Below are 18,505 nucleotides of genomic sequence, written 5' to 3' on the forward strand. Positions count from 1 at the left end.
GCGGGAAGACGGGAAACCCGATGGATATCCGCAAAGGCGTTTTTACCTGGCGCGTATCTGTCGGGGACATTGCTTCTGCACGTTTGTGCACGAATGGCGGTGATAATAGATTTTTTCCGCTTTTAGTGGCTTAAACGTCATGTTGATGCCTGTTTATTCTTGTTTTAGAAAATAAAACGAAATTATCATGCTAATTCGTGCGTGATCAAGATAATTCGTGAAATTGCGGCAAGGATAATGCACCGGAGAAGTGCGACCTTTCCGCGAAAGGAAAGGTCTGCGCGGGGGAAAGGCTCGGGGGTTACTCGATGGAAAACATTTTATCCAGCCGGCTGTAGCCAAGACCGTTGATTTTCTTAACTTTGATCTGCACCGGAATGCGCTCTTTCATTGCTTCAACGTGGCTTATTACGCCGATCACCTTACCGCTGGCATTCAGGGCGTCGAGCGCATCCAGCGCGGTATCGAGCGTTTCGCTATCGAGCGTGCCGAACCCTTCATCAAGGAACAGCGAATCGATGCGCGTTTTGTGACTCACCAGATCGGACAGCGCCAGCGCCAGCGCCAGGCTGACAAGGAAACTTTCACCGCCGGAGAGGGTCCGCGTATCGCGTACCGCATCCGCCTGCCAGGTATCAACCACCTCCAGCTCCAGTGCTTCGCTGGCCTTGCGCTGGAGCTGGTAGCGCCCGTGCAGGCGATTGAGCTGATGGTTCGCCAGCCAGACCAGGTTATCCAGCGTTAGCCCCTGGGCGAATTTGCGGAACTTATCGCCCTCTTTAGAACCGATTAGCGCATTAAGCCATGCCCAGTCCTCGAGCTGCTGCCCGGCAAGCGCGATCTCCTGATGCAATGCCTGCTGGCGTTGCTGGTTTCCGGCATTCTGTTTCAGCTGTTGGCGGATCTCTCCCTGGCGGGCGCTGTTTTCCCGCAGCTGCGGCGCCAGCTGGAGCAGACGGGCCTGGACCTGTTCCAGCGGTAGGGTGAGGTCGACGTCTGTCGGCGGTTGCTGCTGATGTCGGGCGAGCGCGTCGCGAGCGCGCAGCGCCAGAGCGTTATTTTGCTGTACGGCATTTTCCAGCGCCTGTTTAAGCCGCTCCAGCCGCTGGCGCGTCTCTTCGTCGAGCAGAGCGGCGAGAAAGGCCTGCTGGTCGGCAAACGGGCTGCTGGAGAGGGCGGCAGCGAAGCGGGTTTGCGTCTCCCGCAGCGCTTCCTGCTGCTGGCTCTCCTGCTGGCTCAGCGTCCGCCACTGGCTTTGCAATGCCAGGCAGTCGTCATGCACCTGACGCCAGCCCGTCAGCGGCGCCGGATCGGCTATCTCGTCCGTTGACGGAAGGGGCTCCGGCTCTGTCGGTGGAAGTGTTTCCAGCAGCGGCGTCAGCTGTTGAAGCTGCTCCTGAAGCGCGACGGATTGGTTCTGTTGTTCCTGCCACAGGCGGCTCTCGGCTTCCCGCTGCGCCAGCCACTCCGCCGTCCGATCGGCCTGCGGAACGCTGAGCGCGAAGGGCGAGAGTTCTGTCTCCAGCTGCGCGCGCCGTTGTTCCTGCTCCTGCTGGAGCTGCCTGAGCTGTTGCTCGCCCGCCTGCTGCCGGGCCTGCCAGGCCAGTCGCTGCTGGTGCTGATACAGCTGCTGTTCGCTCTCTTGCTGGGCCGCCAGCCAGCCGGGAATATCATCCTGCGGCTGCAGGTCGCAATGGAGTCCGCTGACGGTTGTCTGCCATTGTGAGGTGAGCGCTTGCTCCTGCTGAAGGAGAGAGTCCAGCTCTTCTTTCTCTTTAACCTGTTGTTTAAGCAGTGCCTCAAGCTGGCCGCGCAGCTGGGCGCCTTCTTCCGCCAGCTGTTTGACTTCACGCTCCAGACTATCCCGGCGGGCCTGATTCACGCCGGGCTCCAGCGCCCGGTATTGTGCGACGACCGGGTGTTCGCTGGAACCACAGAGCGGACAAGGGGCTCCGGGCTGCAGGCGAGCGCGCTCTTCCTCCAACCCGACAATGCGCGCTTCCAGCTCACAAATAGCCTTCACATCGCTGAATTGCTGATGTTTTTCTTTGTAGGCCAGGCGGCGCTGGGCCAGGGTTGTTTCCAGCTTTTCCTGTTCCTCGCGACGAGCCTGCTCCGTGGTTTGCAGCTGCTGCTGACGCTGGCGAAGCGGCAACAGGCGGCTATGCAGCGTCGAAAGCTGCTGGCGTAACGGGCGGGCGGCGGCGTGCTGCGCCAGGCTGGCGGTGACCTGGTCGGCATCCAGCGTCAGCGTCGCAGGCGGCAGCTCTGCCAGCTTGCGGGCGATTTCCGCCAGGCTCTGTTGCACGACGTTCTGTTGCCGGGCATCGCTCGCCTGCTGCTGGAAGACGGCCCGCCAGCCCGCCAGCGAGTTTCCCCACTGGCGATAGCGATCGTGTTCGTTAAGCCACAGGTTGAGGGCGTGATGGGCATCCTGCAAGCGGGTCATCTGCCGGCTGGCGGCAAGGCGGATCCCGGCGCGCAGCCGCAGCCTGTCCTGTAAGCGAGTATTCACTTCCTCCACCTGGCGGTGGGTTTGCGCCAGCGCGGCGCTTTGTTCCTGCTGTCGAGTCCACAGCGGACGAAGCTGCTCTGCTGGCTGCGCGTTGAGCAGCGCTGCAAGCTGCGGCTGGGCCTGATCCAGCGCCTGCTGCGCGTCCTGCAGCCGGACCTGAGCCTGCGAGGCTTCCGCGCTGAGCTCCTGCTGGCGCAGCAGCCACTGCTGCGCCGCCTGCAGGCGGGATTGCTCCGAAAGCTGTAGACGCTCTTCATCAGTAAGTGCTTGCAAACTTTGCTGTAGCGCCTGCTGCTGCTCATCACTCAGCAGCAGAACGCCGGAGGCCTGGGCCTGAAGTTTCTCCAGTTCGTTGCGGGCAAGCTTATGCTTTTCAAACACCTGTGCTGAAATTTGGCCATAGATTTCGGTGCCGGTCAGCTCTTCCAGCAGCTCAGCGCGTTCTTTTGGTTTGGCGTTGAGGAACGCGGCGAACTGGCCTTGCGACAGCAGCATTGAGCGGGTAAAGCGACCGTAATCCAGTCCGGTGAGCGAAGCGGTCAGTTCGAGCTTATCTTTGACTTTATCGGCAAGGATCTGCCCATCGTCGCAGCGGGCCAGCTCAACGCGCGGGGCCTGCAGGTTGCCCTCCGGCTGATTGCGGGCGCGGTTCTGGCTCCAGAAGGCGCGATAGGCCGTCCCTTTGACCTCGAATTCCACTTCCGCCAGACACTCGGCGGTATCGCGGGTCATCAGATCGTTTTGCGATTGCGACACGCTGCTCAGACGGGGCGTTTCGTGATAGAGCGCGAGGCAGATCGCGTCCAGCAGAGTGGTTTTCCCGGCGCCGGTGGGGCCGGTGATGGCAAACAGCCCGTTGCTGGCGAACGGTTCTGCGGTGAAGTCGATTTTCCATTCGCCTTTTAACGAGTTGATATTTTTCAGGCGCAAACTCAGAATTTTCACAGGTGCTCCTCACCATTCAGACTATGCAGCGTTTCGTTGAACAGCTGCGTCAGGCGTAGCCGCTGCGCCTCTTCCAGCGTTTCCTGCGCCAGCCGGCGTTCAAACACCTCTTCGACCTGCAGTTCGCTCAGCGTCTCCCGCCGCTCTCCCGCCAGGATGCGTTCACGTTGGGCGCGGCTGCGGCGAACCAGCAGCACTTCCACCGGCAGATCTTCGGTCTGGGCCTGAATTTTTCGCTGAATATCATGGAGATATTCGTCACTGGTAATTTCAATATCCAGCCAGACGACCGGCTCCTGAGGGGCGTCCCGCCACTGGGTAAGCTGTTCGCTGATGCTGGAGAAATCGCCTTTCAGCACTGCCAGCGGCTGCGTCACCGGCACCGTCAGAGGAAGCACCTCCGCCAGGTGCCCGTCGCTGAAGGTCACCAGATTGACGCTTTTGCTTTTGCCCGTCTCATCAAAGCTGAGGGCGATGGGCGAGCCGCTGTAGCGAATATGGTCGCTGCCGCCGATCTTCTGCGCCCGGTGAATATGGCCGAGGGCAACATAATCAACGGGGGGAAAATGGCTGGCGGGGAACGCCTCCAGCGTGCCGATGTAGATATCGCGCACCGCATCGCTCTTGCTGGCGCCAACGGTGGTCAGGTGGCCGCTGGCGACGATCGGCAGCGGACGATCGCCGCGCAGGGCGCAGGCGGCTTCGTACTGCTGCTGATAATAGTCGCTGATAGCGTTCAACAGCAGCTGCTGTTTTTCGCCGCCGGAGTGTCCGGCCTGGCTGGTGACCAGCTCGCGCGGGCGCAGGAAGGGGACCGGGCAAAATATGGCGCCGGGCGTGCCGTCGCGCTGCGGCAGAATAAAGGGAGCATGGCCGGCGCTGGCCACCACCGTGGTTTTCAGAAAGGCCAGAATATCGCGGGATTCATTCAGCGTCGCCACCGAATCGTGGTTGCCCGCCAGCACCACCAGCTGGCAGCCGGTTTGCTGAAGCTGAACCACGAATCGGTTATACAGCTCGCGGGCGTAGCTTGGCGGTGAGCCGGTATCAAAGATGTCGCCGGCGACAATAATGGCATCGACCTCGTGCGCCTGCGCGCTGGTCAGCAGCCAGTCGAGAAAGGCCGAGTGTTCGGCGGCGCGGCTCTTGCTGTAAAAATTCTGGCCAAGGTGCCAGTCAGAGGTGTGGATGATGCGCATAAGTATTCCCTGGCGAAAAAGCATAGGCGCATTATATACCTGTCATCCCGCAGGTTGCCCCTTTAACGCCAGCAGGATCGATTGTTACTCCTTGTCATTATTAAAAATCCGCTATCATATGACGGTCATTTTCTTCATAAATCTGTCACAAAACTGACGCATAATGGCGCCGCACTCTATACTGATGGCTAAAAAATACAGGGTAAATAATGGCGAGAAGAATTCTGGTCGTTGAAGATGAAGCTCCGATCCGCGAAATGGTCTGCTTTGTTCTTGAGCAAAACGGCTTTCAGCCCGTCGAGGCGGAAGATTATGACAGTGCGGTGAATCAACTCAATGAACCCTGGCCTGATTTGATTCTCCTCGACTGGATGCTGCCGGGCGGATCGGGTCTCCAGTTTATCAAGCTGCTCAAGCGTGAGGCGATGACCCGCGATATTCCGGTCGTCATGCTCACCGCTCGCGGTGAAGAAGAGGATCGCGTACGTGGTCTGGAAACCGGTGCCGATGATTACATCACTAAGCCTTTTTCACCGAAAGAGCTGGTGGCGCGAATCAAAGCGGTGATGCGCCGTATTTCGCCGATGGCGGTGGAAGAAGTGATTGAAATGCAAGGGCTTAGCCTTGACCCTTCCTCCCACCGCGTGATGACCGGTGAAAGTCCGCTGGACATGGGGCCGACGGAGTTTAAATTGCTACACTTCTTTATGACTCACCCGGAACGCGTCTACAGCCGCGAACAGCTGCTGAATCACGTCTGGGGGACCAATGTGTATGTAGAAGACAGAACGGTGGATGTGCATATTCGCCGTCTGCGTAAAGCGCTGGAACATAGCGGCCATGACCGGATGGTACAAACGGTCCGCGGCACGGGATATCGTTTCTCCGCCCGTTTCTGAATCTCGACAGGAGTGTGAACCGTGCTGGAACGGCTGTCATGGAAAAGGCTGGCGCTTGAGCTTTTCTTATGTTGTATCCCGGCCCTGATTCTTGGGGCGGTGGTGGGTTATCTGCCGTGGTTTTTACTGGCGGCAGTAACCGGACTTCTCATCTGGCATTTCTGGAATTTATTACGTCTTTCATGGTGGCTATGGGTCGACCGTAGCATGACGCCACCGCCGGGAAGAGGCAGCTGGGAACCGCTGCTCTACGGCCTTCACCAGATGCAGATGCGCAATAAAAAGCGCCGACGCGAACTGGGTAGTCTGATCAAACGCTTTCGTAGCGGGGCTGAGTCTTTGCCCGATGCGGTGGTGCTGACGACGGAGGAGGGGGCCATCTTCTGGTGTAATGGCCTGGCCCAGCAGATCCTCAATTTGCGTTGGCCGGACGACAGCGGACAAAATATTCTCAACCTCCTGCGCTACCCTGAATTTGCTCATTACCTCAAAAACAGGGATTTCTCAAAGCCGCTCAATCTGGTCCTCAATACTGCTCGTCATCTGGAGATCCGCGTCATGCCCTACAGCGACAAACAGTGGCTGATGGTGGCGCGCGATGTCACGCAGATGCACCAGCTGGAAGGCGCGCGGCGCAACTTTTTTGCCAACGTCAGCCATGAGCTTCGCACGCCGTTAACGGTACTGCAGGGCTATCTGGAGATGATGCAGGAGCAGGTGCTGGAAGGGATGACGCGCGAAAAAGCGCTGCATACGATGCGCGAGCAAACCCAGCGCATGGAGGGGTTAGTCAAGCAGCTGCTGACGCTGTCGCGGATTGAAGCGGCGCCGACGCTGGCCATGAATGACAAAATCGACGTGCCGATGATGCTGCGGGTGGTGGAGCGGGAAGCCCAGACGCTCAGCCAGCAGAAGCAGACGCTCCACTTCCACGTCGATGAGACGCTGGTGGTACTGGGCAACGAAGAGCAGCTGCGCAGCGCGATCTCCAATCTGGTGTATAACGCAATCAACCATACGCCAGCGGGGACAGAGATTACCGTCAGCTGGCAACGGGCGCCGCATGGCGCGTTGTTCAGCGTCGAGGATAACGGTCCGGGGATTGCGCCCGAGCACATTCCGCGTCTGACCGAGCGATTCTATCGCGTGGATAAGGCGCGTTCGCGGCAAACCGGCGGCAGCGGTCTTGGGCTGGCGATCGTCAAACATGCGGTGAATCATCACGACAGTCGTCTGGAAATTGAGAGTACGGTAGGCCAAGGGACGCGTTTTAGTTTCTTACTCCCGGAACGTTTAATTGCCAAAAAAAGCGCCTGAACGCACCCTTGTCAACATGACTTGCCAATGACCAGCTTCGGCTGGTCATTTTCGTTTGCAGTCACTTTTTAGCCGCGTAATTAATGAACGCCTGCTGCTTTTTTGTTCGCATGATTAGCCGGAGGTTTTCCTTAGATATGGTCAATAATCCCGCTCATAAAAATAGACTTAGCATAATCATCTGCTTTTGCGATCCCGCCTTGCATTAAAACGTTATAAGCGTTTAAATTGCCCCCCATGCAGTCGCAGACAGACTGTTTTTGCGTGGTAATTCAAAAAACAATTCTTTCCCACGCGTGTTCGGGAGCATATCCCGCTGATTTTTCCGGCAACCACCGCTGTATCCTCCCTCAGGGGAAGACACGGTATTTTCCGTTTGTTAACAACACCACATCCACAGGCAGTAATGAATTTATGACCCATCAGTTAAAATCTCGCGACATTATCGCGTTGGGCTTTATGACCTTCGCGTTGTTCGTTGGCGCAGGCAACATTATCTTCCCTCCGATGGTGGGTTTACAGGCTGGTGAACACGTCTGGACCGCCGCTATTGGCTTTCTGATTACCGCCGTGGGTTTACCGGTGCTGACGGTCGTGGCGCTGGCGAAAGTCGGCGGCGGCGTGGAAAGCCTGAGTACGCCGATCGGCAAAGTGGCCGGCATCCTGCTGGCCGTGGTCTGCTACCTGGCCGTTGGCCCGCTGTTTGCGACGCCGCGTACCGCAACGGTCTCTTTTGAAGTCGGGATTGCCCCGCTGACCGGCGACGGCGCGATGCCGCTGATGATTTACAGCGTGATCTATTTCGCGCTGGTGATCCTGGTTTCGCTCTATCCGGGTAAACTGCTGGATACGGTAGGCAATTTCCTCGCCCCGTTGAAAATTATTGCGCTGATCATTTTGTCCGTTGCGGCAGTTATCTGGCCGGCTGGCCCGATCAGCAATGCGCTGGAAGCTTACCGCACCGCGCCGTTCTCTAACGGCTTCGTCAACGGCTATCTGACCATGGATACGCTGGGTGCCATGGTATTCGGTATCGTCATTGTTAACGCCGCACGCTCCCGCGGCGTAAGTGAAGCGCGCCTGCTGACTCGCTACACCGTCTGGGCCGGACTGATGGCCGGCGTGGGGCTGACGCTGCTGTATCTGGCGCTGTTCCGCCTCGGGTCTGATAGCGCGACACTGGTGGATCAATCCGCTAACGGCGCGGCGATTCTGCATGCCTATGTCCAGCACACCTTCGGTGGCGCGGGGAGCTTTATGCTGGCGGCGCTGATTTTCATCGCTTGTCTGGTCACTGCGGTGGGCCTGACCTGCGCCTGCGCTGAATTCTTCGCGCAGTATCTGCCGTTATCCTATCGCTCGCTGGTGTTTATCCTCGGTATTTTCTCGATGGCGGTCTCCAACCTGGGGCTGAGCCATCTGATTCAGATTTCGATTCCGGTACTGACGGCTATCTATCCGCCATGTATCGCCCTGGTGGTCTTAAGCTTTACCCGCAACTGGTGGCATAATTCGTCCCGCGTCATTGCGCCGGCCATGTTTATCAGCCTGATGTTTGGTATCATTGACGGCATTAAATCGTCGGCATTCGCGGACATGTTACCGGCCTGGACCTCGCGTCTGCCGCTGGCTGAACAGGGTCTTGCCTGGCTGATGCCTACCGCCGTGATGGTGGTTCTGGCGGTGATCTGGGACCGTGCGGCAGGACGTCAGGTGACCTCCAGCGCGCATTAACCGACGGTTTTAATCAGTGTTAAGCCACGGGACTTTGGGTCCCGTGGTTTTTTGTTTTTCAGGTAATCCTCTTTTGCGCCTGCTCCGGCGAAGGCCTGAAGAGAAAAACGGCATGGAATACGATGGAAAGTAGTAACAAACTTAAGCGCGGGCTAAGTACCCGGCATATCCGCTTTATGGCGCTGGGATCCGCAATTGGTACCGGCCTGTTCTATGGTTCAGCTGACGCCATTAAAATGGCGGGCCCGAGCGTCCTGCTGGCCTATATTATCGGCGGCGCGGCCGCGTATATTATTATGCGTGCGCTGGGCGAAATGTCGGTACATAACCCTGCCGCCAGCTCATTTTCCCGCTATGCGCAGGATTATCTCGGCCCGCTGGCGGGCTATATCACCGGCTGGACCTACTGCTTTGAAATTCTGATTGTCGCGATTGCCGACGTGACGGCTTTCGGAATTTATATGGGCGTCTGGTTTCCGACGGTACCGCACTGGATCTGGGTGCTCAGCGTGGTGCTGATTATCTGCGCCGTCAATCTGATGAGCGTTAAGGTCTTCGGCGAGCTGGAGTTTTGGTTCTCGTTCTTTAAAGTTGCCACCATCATCATCATGATTATTGCCGGTTTCGGCATCATTATCTGGGGTATCGGCAACGGCGGACAGCCCACCGGCATCCATAATCTGTGGAGTCACGGCGGCTTCTTCAGCAACGGCTGGCTGGGAATGGTGATGTCGCTGCAGATGGTGATGTTCGCCTACGGCGGGATAGAGATCATCGGTATCACCGCCGGTGAAGCGAAAGACCCGGAGAAATCGATTCCGCGCGCGATTAACTCGGTCCCAATGCGCATTCTGGTGTTCTATGTGGGCACGCTGTTCGTGATTATGTCCATTTATCCGTGGAATCAGGTGGGCACTGACGGCAGCCCGTTCGTGCTGACCTTCCAGCATATGGGCATTGCGTTTGCCGCCAGTATCCTTAACTTTGTGGTGCTGACCGCCTCGCTGTCGGCGATTAACAGCGACGTCTTCGGCGTCGGACGTATGCTGCACGGCATGGCCGAGCAGGGCAGCGCGCCGAAGATTTTCGCCAAAACCTCGCGTCGCGGGATCCCGTGGGTGACGGTGATGGTGATGACCGTTGCGCTGCTGTTTGCGGTCTATCTTAACTACATCATGCCGGAAAACGTCTTCCTGGTGATTGCGTCACTGGCCACTTTCGCCACCGTCTGGGTGTGGATCATGATCCTGCTGTCGCAGATTGCCTTCCGCCGTCGCCTGTCGCCGGAAGAGGCGAAAGCGCTGAAGTTTAAGGTGCCGGGTGGCGTCGCCACGACGGCCGTGGGTCTGGTATTCCTCGTCTTTATTATTGCGCTGATTGGCTACCATCCGGATACCCGTATCTCGCTGTACGTCGGTTTCGCCTGGATTGTGCTGCTATTGGCTGGCTGGAAGTTGAAAACTCGCCGCGACCGCCAGCTGGCGCAGGCACAGTAACGCTTCCCCGCGCCTGCCGGATTTGGCAGGCGCGTTCTCCACCCCCATTATCCTCCCCCAATAATTCCTGTGATGATGAGTCATACGCCGGTGGGCTGTGGCAAGGTGTGCCCATTCTAAAGAGAGAGGAATGACGATGTTGAAGGCATGGCACCTGCCTGTGGCTCCGTTTATCAAGGAGCAGCAGGAACGACTCTTTATCACTTTATGGCTCAGCGGCGACGATCTGCCGCAGCGGGTGACGTTGCGTGCGGAAGAAGATAATGAAGAGCTCTCGCTGCCGATGCACCGACTGCGCCAGGAGCCGCATCCGGGCGTCGTGGCGTGGCGGGGCGAAATCAATCTTGCCAGCGGCCAGCCGCGTCGGCGCTACAGTTTTAAGCTGCTGTGGGCGGATCGTCAGCGCTGGTTCACGCCGCAGGGCTTTAACCGTTTTCCGCCGGCGCGACTGGAACAGTTCGCCGTCGATCTGCCGGATAGCGGCCCGCAGTGGGTGGCCGATCAGGTCTTTTATCAAATTTTCCCTGACCGTTTTGCGCGCAGCGAGACACGAGAAGCGGAACAGGATCGGGTCTATCATCATCACGCCGCCGGGCGCGATATTGTCCGGAAATCGTGGGATGAGCCGTTAACCGGCGAAGCGGGCGGGTCGACGTTTTTTGGCGGCGACCTCGATGGGATCAGCGAGAAACTGCCGTATCTCAAGCAGCTTGGCGTAACCGCGCTCTATCTGAACCCGGTATTCGTCGCCCCCAGCGTGCATAAATACGATACCGAAGATTATCGCCGCGTCGATCCGCAATTCGGTGGCGACGGTGCGCTGCTGCGTCTGCGCCACAACACGCAGCGAGAAGGGATGCGTCTGATTCTTGACGGTGTGTTTAACCATACCGGCGATTCGCACGCCTGGTTTGACCGCCACCAGCGCGGCAGCAGCGGGGCGTGTCACCATGCCGATTCGCCGTGGCGCGACTGGTTTACCATCTCTCCTGAAGGGGAAGCACATAGCTGGCTGGGCTACGCCAGCCTGCCTAAGCTGGATTATCAGTCCGCAAGCCTGGTGAATGAAATCTACGCCGGAGAAGACAGCATTGTCCGCCACTGGCTGAAAGCGCCGTGGAGCATGGACGGCTGGCGGCTGGACGTGGTGCATATGCTGGGTGAAGGCGGCGGGGCGCGCAACAACCTGCGCCATATTGCCGGTATTACCGCGGCGGCGAAGCAGACGCAGCCCGAATCCTTTGTCTTCGGCGAGCACTTTGGCGACGCCCGCCAGTGGCTCCAGGCGGACGCTGAAGATGCCGCCATGAACTACCGCGGTTTTACCTTCCCGCTGTGGGGATTCCTCGCCAATACCGATATCTCTTACGATCCGCAGAAGATTGACGCGCAGACCTGCGTCGCCTGGATGGATAACTATCGCGCCGGGCTGTCGCATCAACAGCAGCTGCGGATGTTTAACCAGCTGGACAGTCACGATACCGCGCGCTTTAAGTCGCTGCTGGGCAAAGATGTCGCACGCCTGCCGCTGGCGGTCGTATGGCTGTTTTGCTGGCCGGGCGTCCCCTGCATCTACTACGGCGATGAAGTGGGCGTCGATGGCAGCAACGATCCCTTCTGTCGTAAACCCTTCCCGTGGGATCCCGCCCTGCAGGATACCGTGCTGCTGGGACTGTATAAGCGGATGGCGAAGCTGCGCAAAGCCAATAAGGCACTGCGATACGGCGGCTGCCAGGTGATTTATGCCGAAGAGAACGTGGTGGTATTTGCTCGCGTGTATAAGCAGCTGCGTGTGCTGGTGGCCATCAACCGCGGCGAAGCCTGCGAAGTCGTTGTCGAGGATTCGCCGCTGCTGGACGTTGGCGAATGGCAGGTGAAAGAGGGCGCCGGCACGTTGCATGATGGTGTGCTGAGCCTGCCTGCTATTTCCGCCAGCGTCTGGTTCAGCCGTCAGGAGTAGAGCTGGTTCAGGAACGGGTCGCGGAGAATCGCCTCCCGCCACCAGCGCTGGGCGAGGCCGTCGTTGTCGCTGCGCCAGGCGATATAGGTGAGATCTTTCTCGCGGCAGGAGAGGACCGGCTTTTCTATCAGCTCTCCGTTCTCCAGCCACGGCTGCGCGATATGGCGAGGTAAAAAACCGCAGCCCAGCCCGGCGCGCAGCAGCGCCACCTTACTGGCAAAATCGTCGACGCGAATTTGCGGCTGTTCGGCGAGGAGATTGCTGTTGAGCGGATGGCAATAGCGGGCGCTGTCGCTAATCACCACCGCGCGATGCAGGCTCAGCTGCTTGTTATTGAGCGGCTGCGTCGCCTCGGCGAGCGGGTGAGCGGGAGCGACAACGAAGACATTATCTAGCGCACCGACCATTTTCCACGACCATTCGGCGGAGGTGGGCGGTTCGTTGATGGCGCCGAGCATAATATCTGCGCCGTTGCGGGTCAGCTCTTCCCAGGATCCGGCCAGCGTATGGTGGGTAAAGTTGAGCCGGGTTTGCGGATTTTGCGCGTAAAAAGCGTCGATCAGCGGCAGCAGACGTTCAAAAGGGAAAGAGGCATCGAGCGCGATAGCCAGATCCCGCTCCCAGCCGGCTTCCAGCTGTACGGCCTGTTTTTCCAGATCTTTTGCGGCGTTAATCAGCAAACGCCCCTTCTCGAGCACCATTCTGCCGGTATCGGTAAACTTCGCCCGATGACCGCTGCGATCCAGCAGGGTGATATCCAGATCGCTTTCCAGCTTCTGGATCATATAGCTCAGGGCGGCAGGGGTCTTATACAACGACTCTGCGGCGGTGGCGAAAGATCCGTGGGTATCTAACGCGTCCAGAATCAGCAGAACATCAAGGTTTAAGCGCATCCATTACTTACCGGTTAACAAGGGTGACTCAGTTTTACCGAAGCCGGATGGTCAATGCCAGTGAATAATTTAGAACCCTTTCGCGTAAATTTTTGATTAGTATTGCTAACCAGACAGCCAACTTTTTATATTTTGACCCGATGGTCTTGCTCTCTTTCCGCCTTCATACCTCTGAAATTTATCGCCCGTAGCTTATGTATTTAGCAATAGCACGGAGAATTTCTTTAATAACTCGTTAGAAATAACTGACTATACTCAGCAGGCTTTATCCGTCACGATTCAGACCCACAGCAACTTGTTTTATATCTCTTTAACTCATTGATTAAGAAGGTATGTCATGTCTATTCGGGAACTGATCGATCCAACCAACTCGACCCTGATTTTTATTGACCATCAGCCGCAGATGTCGTTTGGCGTTGCCAATATTGACCGCCAGACGCTGAAAAACAACACCGTTGCCCTGGCTAAAGCCGGCAAAATTTTTAATGTTCCGGTTATTTATACTTCCGTTGAGACCAAAAGTTTTAGCGGCTATATCTGGCCAGAATTACTGGCGGTCCATCCGCAGGTTAAACCGATTGAACGTACATCGATGAACTCCTGGGAAGATGCCGCTTTTGTTGAGGCGGTCAAAGCCACCGGACGCAAAAAATTGATTATTTCTGCGCTGTGGACCGAAGTGTGCCTGACCTTCCCGGCGCTGATGGCTTTGGAAGAGGGGTTTGAAGTCTACGTGGTTACCGACACCTCCGGCGGCACCTCCGTTGACGCCCATGAACGGTCAATTGACCGCATGGTGCAGGCCGGTGCAGTTCCGGTCACCTGGCAGCAGGTCCTGCTGGAATACCAGCGCGACTGGTCACGCAAAGAGACGTATGACGCGGTCATGGATCTGGTTCGCGAACACAGCGGCGCTTACGGGATGGGCGTGGATTACGCCTACACCATGGTGCACGGTGCGCCGGAACGTAAAGCCTGAATACACTTCATCCTTCAGGCAGCCTCTTTGTTGGCTTCGTTGGCCCGCCCGGTCACTGACTTATGTCAGTTCCCGGGGACGTACAAGCTTGCCACCTCGAGGCAGCATGAATGATTTTGTGTATTGTCATTGATGGAGAATAACGGCAATTTCCGCCATTCTCCGCAGCAAGGAGCCCGGTCATGACGCAACAGAAATCGGTGACCCTGGTAATAAGCCATACGCTCGATCCCGAGCACGGGGAACGCTATGAGCAGTGGTTAGGCAAAATTATGCCTGTCGCGGCAGAGTTTCCCGGCCATCTGGGCGCTAACGTGATTCGCCCGACCGCCGGGCAGAATTTGTGGAGCGTCATTATTCGTTTTGACACCATTGAACACCTCTATGCCTGGACGCAGTCAGAAACGCGTCGCGAACTGGTTGCGGAAATTGCGCCGCTGCTCAATGAAGGCGATCGCACGGAAGTGCGGACCGAACCCGCATTCTGGTTCACTCCACCGGCAGCGAATGTACGCCAGCCGCTACGCTGGAAGCAGTTTCTGATGACGCTGCTGGTGATCTTTCCCAGTACTAACCTGGTGCCCTGGCTGACCGGGATGTTCCTTCCCTCGTTGCGGGGAAGCCTGCTGCTGCATTTGATAAATGATGCCTGTGTGGTCGCGCTGGTGGTCTGGTTCTGGATGCCCATCGTGACCCGTCTGTTTGCTGGCTGGTTAAAGAAAAACTGAGTCAGCCTCCTGAAGGAGAGCGTTATGTCGCAAACTGCCACACTGATCCTGACCAACGGCCGAATTCATACCCTCGACCGCACAAACCCGCTGACCGAGGCGATCGCGATCGCCAACGGCAAGATCCTCGCCACCGGCAGCCGCGATCGGATCATGAGTTTTGCTGCGCAAGGGACGCAGATCGTTGATCTACAAGGCCATACGGTGATCCCCGGCCTGAACGATTCCCACCTGCACCTGATCCGCGGCGGGCTGAATTATAATCTCGAGCTGCGCTGGGAGGGGGTTCCGTCGCTGGCGGACGCGCTGCGCATGCTGAAAGATCAGGCCGATCGCACGCCGTCTCCGCAATGGGTGCGCGTTGTCGGCGGCTGGAGTGAATTTCAGTTCGCCGAACGGCGCATGCCCACCCTCGAGGAGTTGAACGCGGCGGCGCCGGATACGCCGGTATTTGTTCTCCATCTCTACGATCGCGCGCTGCTGAACCGTGCGGCGCTGAAAGCCGTGGGTTACACCAAAGAGACGCCGGATCCGGCCGGCGGTGAAATCGTGCGCGATAGCCGCGGTAACCCCACCGGGATGCTGATCGCCAAACCTAACGCGATGATTCTCTATGCGACCCTGGCGAAAGGGCCGAAGCTGCCGCTGGAGCTGCAGGTCAATTCGACGCGCCAGTTTATGCGTGAGCTGAACCGGCTTGGCCTCACCAGCGCGATTGATGCCGGGGGCGGTTTCCAGAACTACCCGGAAGATTATGAAATTATTGAACAGCTGCATGCGCAAGAGCAGATGACCGTGCGTATTGCCTATAACCTGTTTACCCAGCGGCCAAAACAGGAGCTGGATGATTTCGAACGCTGGACCGATATGCTGAAACCGGGACAGGGGACCGACTTTTTCCGTGCCAACGGCGCCGGCGAAATGCTGGTCTTCTCGGCGGCGGATTTTGAAGATTTCCTGCAGCCGCGTCCGGACCTGCCGGAAGGGATGGAAGACGAGCTGGAGCGGGTGGTACGCCATCTGGTGGAACACCGCTGGCCGTTCCGCCTGCATGCCACCTATGATGAATCCATCAGCCGGATGCTGGATGTTTTTGAGAAGGTGAACCGCGATATTCCGTTTAACGGCCTGCACTGGTTCTTTGACCATGCGGAGACCATTACCGAGCGGAATATTGAACGCGTGAAGGCGCTCGGCGGCGGTATCGCGGTACAGCACCGAATGGCTTTCCAGGGCGAATATTTTGTCGATCGCTATGGCAAAGAGGCGGTTAAGCATACGCCGCCGGTGGCGAAAATGCTGGCGCTGGATGTGCCGGTGGGACTGGGGACCGATGCGACGCGTGTCGCGAGCTACAACCCGTGGACCGCGCTCTACTGGTTGGTCTCCGGGCGTACCGTGGGCGGCATGGCGATGTATGACGACAGCAACCGTCTGCCGCGCGAGGTGGCGCTGGAGCTGTGGACCGCGGGCAGCGCCTGGTTCTCCAGTGAACAAGGTAAAAAAGGGCGTATTGAGAAAGATCAGCTGGCCGATCTGGTGGTGCTGTCCAAAGACTATTTCAGCGTGCCGGAAGAGGAGATCAAAGGCATTGAGTCGGTGCTGACGGTGGTCGATGGCAAAGTGGTTTATGCCGCAGGGCATTTTTCGCCGCTGGCGCCGCCGCCGATTCCTGTTCTGCCGGAGTGGTCTCCGGTGGTCAAGGTGCCGGGCCACTATCGTTCCGCTCCGCCTGCGGCGGCGAAAATCGGGGCGATAGTCCAGATGCACCAGTGCTGCGGCAGCTGCGGCGTGCACGGTCATCAGCATGATATTGCCCGTCAGTCGTCGGTGCCGGTATCGGACGAGCAGGCGTTCTGGGGCGTGATGGGCTGTTCCTGCTTTGCGTTTTAGCCTCTGACAGGTTAACGCGCTCCCCCGGCGAGGCCGCCGGGGGAGCGCGGAGCGCGACCATCTGATGACGCATCAACGATATGCCGGGCTTAGCCCCGGTTCTGAGAGCCAAATAGCTGGATCCGACGGGCGACCATCTCGCGCACGGGCAGCAAGCCTTGGCGGATAACTTTGCGCGGATCGTTAATATCGTGACCGTTATCGGCGGCGAACAGCGCTTTCACGGCTTCGCACCAGGCGTACATATTCTCGGTGTTGACGTTAATTTTTGCCGTACCGCAGGCAATTGCTTTGCGCATATCGTCGTCAGCAATACCGGTCCCGCCGTGAAGTACCAGCGGTACTTTAACAAGCTCTGATATGGCTTTCATTTCGGCAAAGCCGAGTTTAGCCTTCCCTTTATAAAGCCCGTGCGTAGAACCGAGCGCTGCCGCGAGGCAGTCTACCTGCGTTTCGCTGACCAGGGTAAAGCACTCCTGCGGATCGGCATAGATAACCTCAGAATTCACGATGCCATCTTCACTGCCGGCAATGGTTCCCAGCTCGGCTTCAACGGAGATGCCTCTGCTGTGCGCCAGGTCGACCAGATGGCGGGTGATCGCCAGGTTTTCCGCAAACGGCAAATGGGAGCCATCAAACATAATCGAGCTAAAGCCGGCTTCAATGGCCGCTTCGCAGGCCTCGCGCGTGGTCCCGTGATCGAGATGCAATGCGACAGGAATATCAATCTGTAGATAGTCCATCGCATTGACCACGATGTCATGAATGCATTTCAGGCCCAGCATATGTTTTACCGTACCGCCGGAGACCCCCAAAATAATGGGTGAGCGGAGCTGTTGCCCGGTACTTAATACGGCGCCAACCCATTCCAGATTATTAATATTGAACTGCCCTACGGCATAACCGTCCCGTAGGGCATGCTGAAGCATGTCCTTCATAGAAACTAACATAATCACCTCGGAATCAATTATTCATCAAAATACTGCGTTAAGTTTCTTTCGTAGCTGTTTAATGCATTATGAACAACGGCAAGATCCGGCATGGATTCACGAACACCTTTTTTCTCAATAGAGATTGCGGCGGTCAGGCTGGCAAAAAGAATAATATTATCGATATGCCATGAATAATGAACGCCGTAAGTGAAAGCACCATGAAAAACATCGCCGGCGCCGGTCGTATCGACGGCCTGACATTGCCAGGCGGGAACAATGTGCAGCATCCCGCTCTTTAAAAAGGCACAGCCTTTTTCTCCAAGAGTAATAAAAGCCTCACCCCGGCAGATTTTATTCAGTTCGAGAAGGGCTGTTTTTAGCTCTTTCTCAGTGCTCAGCGCGCGGTAGCTCATATAGTCTCTGGCGAAATGTTCGCTGACGACGAAATAATCAGTCCAGGCCGCCAGTTTGATATTACTGGCACGTAATGAGCCGCCATCCATGACCACACGGGCCGCGGGGAGTTTTTTAATTAAATACTCGCTGATTTCCGCTTCATGACCATCAATTAACAGGGTCACCGGTTCTTCTGAAGCAATAAGGCGCTGTGCGAGATCGTCAAGTTTCAGTTTTTGATCGTAGGTCAACGAAGGTGGCGTTTGCATTTTACGGGTAATAATGGTTCGCGAGCCCGTTAAACGGTTAACCAGCACCGATGCCAGCGGGGTGATCATCTCATCGGAAAAGACGATGTGGCTGGTATCGACTCCGGCCTGAGCAAATTCATCGACGATACGCTGACCGTAAATATCCGCATTGAGATGACCGATGTAATAGACATCCTCGCCCCATAATCCCAGCAGCCATGCGGCATTTGCCGCCGGACCGCCGCCGCTTTCAATAAAGTCGTGGCAGAAGTTTTTGGTGTTTTCCTGCGGCCACTCATTCAGAAAGAAGAACTGATCAAAACATGAAAATCCTATGGACAATATAGCCATAACTACTCCTGATAATG

The 18,505-nt window shown here is 57.2% G+C and carries 13 protein-coding genes; 8 read left to right on the forward strand and 5 right to left on the reverse strand.

Annotated elements, in window-relative coordinates; genetic code table 11:
* Window positions 1–301 precede the first annotated feature (301 nt).
* Together sbcC and sbcD are read right to left on the reverse strand one after the other, a co-directional pair.
* The gene (gene sbcC, locus ROR01S_RS21210; protein WP_064359854.1) at window positions 302–3,460 is read right to left on the reverse strand and encodes an exonuclease subunit SbcC; all 3,159 of its coding nucleotides are present in this window, start codon (window positions 3,458–3,460) and stop codon (window positions 302–304) included.
* Window positions 3,457–4,659 (reverse strand): exonuclease subunit SbcD, encoded by a 1,203-nt coding sequence (sbcD, locus tag ROR01S_RS21215; protein ID WP_032716742.1) that lies wholly within the window; start codon window positions 4,657–4,659, stop codon window positions 3,457–3,459. Before sbcD ends, sbcC begins: the two co-directional genes overlap by 4 nt.
* A gap of 209 nt (window positions 4,660–4,868) precedes the next feature.
* Here sbcD and phoB point away from each other — a divergent pair, with 209 nt between their 5' ends.
* From phoB to malZ, 5 genes are all read left to right on the forward strand, one after another.
* Window positions 4,869–5,558, forward strand: coding sequence for a phosphate response regulator transcription factor PhoB (gene phoB / locus ROR01S_RS21220; RefSeq protein ID WP_004204861.1), 690 nt, complete (start codon window positions 4,869–4,871; stop codon window positions 5,556–5,558).
* Between the two features lie 21 nt (window positions 5,559–5,579).
* On the forward strand, window positions 5,580–6,875 hold the full coding sequence (phoR, locus tag ROR01S_RS21225) for a phosphate regulon sensor histidine kinase PhoR (RefSeq protein ID WP_004858536.1): 1,296 nt from the start codon (window positions 5,580–5,582) through the stop codon (window positions 6,873–6,875).
* A 414-nt stretch (window positions 6,876–7,289) separates the two neighbouring features.
* Window positions 7,290–8,609: a branched-chain amino acid transporter carrier protein BrnQ gene (brnQ, locus tag ROR01S_RS21230; RefSeq protein WP_004858542.1), complete on the forward strand. Its 1,320-nt coding sequence runs from the start codon at window positions 7,290–7,292 to the stop codon at window positions 8,607–8,609.
* 122 nt (window positions 8,610–8,731) lie between these two features.
* A complete protein-coding gene (gene proY, locus ROR01S_RS21235) occupies window positions 8,732–10,105 on the forward strand; it encodes a proline-specific permease ProY (protein ID WP_004858545.1) in 1,374 nt (457 codons plus the stop codon).
* A 136-nt stretch (window positions 10,106–10,241) separates the two neighbouring features.
* A complete protein-coding gene (gene malZ, locus ROR01S_RS21240; protein WP_064359855.1) occupies window positions 10,242–12,065 on the forward strand; it encodes a maltodextrin glucosidase in 1,824 nt (607 codons plus the stop codon).
* Here malZ and ROR01S_RS21245 read toward each other — a convergent pair.
* Window positions 12,056–12,958 carry a LysR substrate-binding domain-containing protein gene (locus ROR01S_RS21245; protein ID WP_015585047.1) on the reverse strand — a complete coding sequence of 301 codons (903 nt, stop codon included), beginning with the start codon at window positions 12,956–12,958 and terminating at the stop codon, window positions 12,056–12,058. The two genes, malZ and ROR01S_RS21245, sit on opposite strands and share 10 nt — an antisense overlap.
* Before the next feature lie 337 nt (window positions 12,959–13,295).
* On the opposite strand from ROR01S_RS21245, the gene ROR01S_RS21250 reads away from it, so the two are divergent.
* From ROR01S_RS21250 to ROR01S_RS21260, 3 genes are all read left to right on the forward strand, one after another.
* Entirely contained in the window at window positions 13,296–13,937 is a 642-nt protein-coding gene (locus ROR01S_RS21250) for a hydrolase (protein WP_004858552.1), read from the forward strand.
* Between the two features lie 182 nt (window positions 13,938–14,119).
* The gene (locus tag ROR01S_RS21255) at window positions 14,120–14,665 is read left to right on the forward strand and encodes an antibiotic biosynthesis monooxygenase (protein WP_004858556.1); all 546 of its coding nucleotides are present in this window, start codon (window positions 14,120–14,122) and stop codon (window positions 14,663–14,665) included.
* A gap of 24 nt (window positions 14,666–14,689) precedes the next feature.
* The gene (locus tag ROR01S_RS21260; RefSeq protein ID WP_015585046.1) at window positions 14,690–16,558 is read left to right on the forward strand and encodes an amidohydrolase; all 1,869 of its coding nucleotides are present in this window, start codon (window positions 14,690–14,692) and stop codon (window positions 16,556–16,558) included.
* Between the two features lie 89 nt (window positions 16,559–16,647).
* Here ROR01S_RS21260 and fba read toward each other — a convergent pair whose 3' ends face one another.
* Window positions 16,648–17,508, reverse strand: coding sequence for a class II fructose-1,6-bisphosphate aldolase (gene fba, locus ROR01S_RS21265; RefSeq protein ID WP_004858561.1), 861 nt, complete (start codon window positions 17,506–17,508; stop codon window positions 16,648–16,650).
* 17 nt (window positions 17,509–17,525) lie between these two features.
* Complete coding sequence (locus ROR01S_RS21270; RefSeq protein ID WP_004858562.1) at window positions 17,526–18,488, reverse strand: carbohydrate kinase family protein; 963 nt, start codon at window positions 18,486–18,488, stop codon at window positions 17,526–17,528.
* Between the last annotated feature and the right edge of the window lie 17 nt (window positions 18,489–18,505).

The organism is Klebsiella ornithinolytica NBRC 105727 = ATCC 31898 (assembly GCF_001598295.1).
Taxonomy (GTDB): domain Bacteria; phylum Pseudomonadota; class Gammaproteobacteria; order Enterobacterales; family Enterobacteriaceae; genus Klebsiella; species Klebsiella ornithinolytica.

Excerpts from the sequence above, each read along its gene's own strand:
- sbcD (WP_032716742.1), bottom strand. The coding sequence starts at position 4,659 with ATGCGCATCATCCACACCTCTGACTGGCACCTTGGCCAGAATTTTTAC.
- phoB (WP_004204861.1), top strand. The coding sequence starts at position 4,869 with ATGGCGAGAAGAATTCTGGTCGTTGAAGATGAAGCTCCGATCCGCGAA.
- brnQ (WP_004858542.1), top strand. The coding sequence starts at position 7,290 with ATGACCCATCAGTTAAAATCTCGCGACATTATCGCGTTGGGCTTTATG.
- proY (WP_004858545.1), top strand. The coding sequence starts at position 8,732 with ATGGAAAGTAGTAACAAACTTAAGCGCGGGCTAAGTACCCGGCATATC.
- malZ (WP_064359855.1), top strand. The coding sequence starts at position 10,242 with ATGTTGAAGGCATGGCACCTGCCTGTGGCTCCGTTTATCAAGGAGCAG.
- ROR01S_RS21245 (WP_015585047.1), bottom strand. The coding sequence starts at position 12,958 with ATGCGCTTAAACCTTGATGTTCTGCTGATTCTGGACGCGTTAGATACC.
- ROR01S_RS21250 (WP_004858552.1), top strand. The coding sequence starts at position 13,296 with ATGTCTATTCGGGAACTGATCGATCCAACCAACTCGACCCTGATTTTT.
- ROR01S_RS21255 (WP_004858556.1), top strand. The coding sequence starts at position 14,120 with ATGACGCAACAGAAATCGGTGACCCTGGTAATAAGCCATACGCTCGAT.
- ROR01S_RS21260 (WP_015585046.1), top strand. The coding sequence starts at position 14,690 with ATGTCGCAAACTGCCACACTGATCCTGACCAACGGCCGAATTCATACC.
- fba (WP_004858561.1), bottom strand. The coding sequence starts at position 17,508 with ATGTTAGTTTCTATGAAGGACATGCTTCAGCATGCCCTACGGGACGGT.
- ROR01S_RS21270 (WP_004858562.1), bottom strand. The coding sequence starts at position 18,488 with ATGGCTATATTGTCCATAGGATTTTCATGTTTTGATCAGTTCTTCTTT.